The sequence below is a fragment of the Shinella sumterensis genome (genome assembly GCF_004514425.2).
GTDB lineage: Bacteria > Pseudomonadota > Alphaproteobacteria > Rhizobiales > Rhizobiaceae > Shinella > Shinella sumterensis.
On record NZ_MYFN02000039.1, the window covers coordinates 1 to 2,807 of the forward strand.

8 protein-coding genes are annotated in these 2,807 nt (G+C 56.1%); 2 read left to right on the top strand and 6 right to left on the bottom strand.

All coding sequences use genetic code 11. From position 1 onward, the window contains the following. A partial coding sequence (locus tag B5M41_RS26615; RefSeq protein ID WP_230640030.1) for an integrase core domain-containing protein occupies positions 1 to 215 on the top strand: 215 nt, incomplete at its 5' end. Between the two features lie 112 nt (positions 216 to 327). On the opposite strand, the gene B5M41_RS26620 is transcribed toward B5M41_RS26615, so the two are convergent. Both B5M41_RS26620 and B5M41_RS26625 read right to left on the bottom strand, forming a co-directional pair. After that, the gene (locus B5M41_RS26620) at positions 328 to 552 is read right to left on the bottom strand and encodes a hypothetical protein (RefSeq protein WP_230640383.1); all 225 of its coding nucleotides are present in this window, start codon (positions 550 to 552) and stop codon (positions 328 to 330) included. Between the two features lie 91 nt (positions 553 to 643). Beyond that, positions 644 to 877, bottom strand: a complete 234-nt coding sequence (locus tag B5M41_RS26625; RefSeq protein ID WP_134653354.1) for a hypothetical protein — start codon at positions 875 to 877, stop codon at positions 644 to 646. A gap of 176 nt (positions 878 to 1,053) precedes the next feature. On the opposite strand from B5M41_RS26625, the gene B5M41_RS26630 reads away from it, so the two are divergent. Beyond that, positions 1,054 to 1,353, top strand: a complete 300-nt coding sequence (locus B5M41_RS26630) for a winged helix-turn-helix domain-containing protein (RefSeq protein ID WP_134653352.1) — start codon at positions 1,054 to 1,056, stop codon at positions 1,351 to 1,353. On the opposite strand, the gene B5M41_RS26635 is transcribed toward B5M41_RS26630, so the two are convergent. The 4 genes from B5M41_RS26635 to B5M41_RS26650 all read right to left on the bottom strand — a co-directional run. Beyond that, complete coding sequence (locus B5M41_RS26635) at positions 1,354 to 1,662, bottom strand: hypothetical protein (RefSeq protein ID WP_134653350.1); 309 nt, start codon at positions 1,660 to 1,662, stop codon at positions 1,354 to 1,356. Beyond that, positions 1,662 to 2,189 carry a hypothetical protein gene (locus B5M41_RS26640; protein WP_134653347.1) on the bottom strand — a complete coding sequence of 176 codons (528 nt, stop codon included), beginning with the start codon at positions 2,187 to 2,189 and terminating at the stop codon, positions 1,662 to 1,664. Before B5M41_RS26640 ends, B5M41_RS26635 begins: the two co-directional genes overlap by 1 nt. Continuing rightward, a complete protein-coding gene (locus B5M41_RS27095) occupies positions 2,186 to 2,548 on the bottom strand; it encodes a helix-turn-helix domain-containing protein (protein ID WP_329959111.1) in 363 nt (120 codons plus the stop codon). Before B5M41_RS27095 ends, B5M41_RS26640 begins: the two co-directional genes overlap by 4 nt. Before the next feature lie 40 nt (positions 2,549 to 2,588). Next, a partial coding sequence (locus tag B5M41_RS26650; protein ID WP_230640384.1) for an integrase core domain-containing protein occupies positions 2,589 to 2,807 on the bottom strand: 219 nt, incomplete at its 5' end.

Sequence of the window (2,807 nt, forward strand, 5' to 3'; positions counted from 1 at the left end):
GCTTCACGCCGGTCGCCAGTCCCCAGTCGAACGGAATGTCAGAGGCATTCGTCAAAACCCTGAAACGGGATTACGTGCGCATATCAGCTCTGCCAGACGCCGAAACGGCGCTCCGGCTCATCGACGGATGGATCGAAGACTACAACGAAATCCATCCCCATTCCGCACTCAAGATGGCTTCCCCTCGGCAGTTCATCAGGGCTAAATCAAACTAGCCGATCTGTCCGGTGAAATGGGGAGCACTCCACTGTGGCTGTCCAGACAAAATTCCGAGTGTCTGTCTGCTCTATAGCCATATCGGCGGTGTATGTGAGTCTCGACATCCGGTCACCGCCTTGCGGGCTTGTTGGCGAACTTACCCTTATACCAGAAGTGCCATTTGTGGCCGCGGCCGCGCTCGCGTGGGTCAAACCACTCGCCGCCGAAGCGTTCTAGGAATGCCTCAGCATCGTCCTGCTTTGCGAAGCAGTAGACCCGATACCATTCCGCTTCCCATGTGACGTTGTGGCCGCGAGGGCAAAGCGAAAGGTTGGCGCAGAACGCATCAATCACGTCGCCCTGCTTTCCTGTGCCGAGCGAATGTAGGCGGGCGACCTGAAACGGCCAGTCACGATCAACGCCGGCGGGAGTAAGTTCGCCCTTCCTATAGGATATCAGGCCGCTCCCCCTGTGGCCGCCAGCCGCGGGTGAAGCCGACGCCCGTTGCCCTGGTGGCGATATCCAGTTGCCAGCGCAAATAGGCACAGTCGGCAATCAGGGTAGCGATCGCCGCCCGCGCATCGCCGTCGTGCCAGGCGAGCGCTTCATCGATGGCGGTCATGGTGTCAAGTCGCGTTTCGAGCGGGCGCACGTCGTCGTTCTCCTGTGTCTCTGCCACAGCAGGCATCATTCCAGTGGGATCAGATTAGCGGCGGCATCGCCGATTTGTTCTCAATATGTTCACCTCTGCGTTTGTGTCAACTCAGCTTGAGGACGATATTCGGCCCTGGCTTCATCATTTCCCCCACATTCCGTGTCGGTTTGACAATGCTGCAACTGAAAAGGAAAACGGCCATGGCAAAACCTGATGCACTATTCATCACCGATGCACAGCTCGCTGAGCGCATAGGTCTGACCACGGAGCAGATGAAGGCGAAGACTTCAGTGCTGGAGAAATCCGGTTTCCCGACAAAGGATGTGATGTTCGAAAACCGCCGATATTGGCCTGCGGTGCGCGCCTGGTTAGATCGCCGGTATGGGCTCTACTGCTCCGATGTGCATGGTCCAAATGCTCCCGACGAGCAGGAACCTTGGAAGTGCAAGGGCGGCCGCGTTACTCCGCCGGGCATCGATGGAAAGGAGAATTGGAAATGATCAAGTGTCGAATGCGAGGTCGTTAATTTTTCCGCTTTGCTCATAGGCTGCTAGCCGCTCGATGATCTCTAGCGCCACAGCCTCGTAAATGGGATATCGTCGGTAGTTCTCGCTGTCCCATTCATCCGCTGTTATCTCGCCATCGAGCCGCTCGATCGGATCACCGTTCTTCAAGCTCCTAAGATGGGCTTCAATCCGTTCACGCTGTAATCTCAAGCCTGTCCCACCATGAATCAAAACCAGCCCGAGCCAATACCGATAGGCGTCGCGTTCCAGTTCGACTTTTCCAATTGCGCTGAGGTCTGTCATTATTGCTTTTCGTCTCCGTAGCTGAGGCGAAGTTTGTTTCGGTCGCTGAACCATTCCGTCGGCGTTGGAACCACCTTAGAATGCATGCGCATGAACGGCAGCACTGCATTCGCCAGATTTTGTTGCAGTCCGGCAATCCGAAAAAACGCTTGATCGGGCTCGCCGATCAGCTCGAGCTGTTCTGTGGATGTCATTTTGGTCTTCGGTTTGTGATACACCAGAAGTTCCTTTCGGATTTTGCCGATGACATCGACGATCTCCGAACCAAAAAGGAATAGGGCCTTCGCTTCGCAGTCATACAATCTCATCGCCGCATTTACGCCTACCAAGTTTCCGGTTGTCGAAAGAGCGTGGTTTATCACCTCCTCAACTTCGTTGAGTACGGCAAGCCGTCGGTCGAAGAGGTCGAGAACCACTTTCTGATGTGCGGTCCGCCATTGCATGAGTGCGATAACGCCAACGGCGATCGCGATAGCCGGCGTTAGAAGTGCTTGAAGAACTTGTATCCAGGCTGGCATAGTGCTCATCGTTTCAGCCTCACTCCCGGGCCGCCGTCGATCATCGCGCCGTCATCTTGGAAAATCACCCCCGCATCCTCCAGCGCCCGCTTGATCGCCGCGAGATTGTTCACCGACGGCACTCGCCGCCCTTTCTCGAAGTCGCGGACAGTACTCTCGCTGAGGTTCGACGCACGTGCCAACTCAGTCTGAGACCAATCGACGAGGCCACACGCCGCTCGGGATTGTGCGGGTGTCATGAATCTTCTCCGTTGATGAATTTCGTCTACCACAAACGAAAATCGTTGACGGAGAAGTGCCATGCCGAACTCTACCGTACCGGCCTCCGCCGAAGGTGTGCCAATGACCGAGGGGCCAACGACGATCATGGGCGTCCTAGAGTGCTCCCCATTTCACCGGACAGATCGGCTAGTTTGATTTAGCCCTGATGAACTGCCGAGGGGAAGCCATCTTGAGTGCGGAATGGGGATGGATTTCGTTGTAGTCTTCGATCCATCCGTCGATGAGCCGGAGCGCCGTTTCGGCGTCTGGCAGAGCTGATATGCGCACGTAATCCCGTTTCAGGGTTTTGACGAATGCCTCTGACATTCCGTTCGACTGGGGACTGGCGACCGGCGTGAAGCAGGG

What these genes read in the sequence shown, in the direction of transcription:
- B5M41_RS26640 (WP_134653347.1), bottom strand. Translation starts at nt 2,189, where the DNA reads ATGAGCACTATGCCAGCCTGGATACAAGTTCTTCAAGCACTTCTAACG.
- B5M41_RS27095 (WP_329959111.1), bottom strand. Translation starts at nt 2,548, where the DNA reads ATGATCGTCGTTGGCCCCTCGGTCATTGGCACACCTTCGGCGGAGGCC.
- B5M41_RS26635 (WP_134653350.1), bottom strand. Translation starts at nt 1,662, where the DNA reads ATGACAGACCTCAGCGCAATTGGAAAAGTCGAACTGGAACGCGACGCC.
- B5M41_RS26630 (WP_134653352.1), top strand. Translation starts at nt 1,054, where the DNA reads ATGGCAAAACCTGATGCACTATTCATCACCGATGCACAGCTCGCTGAG.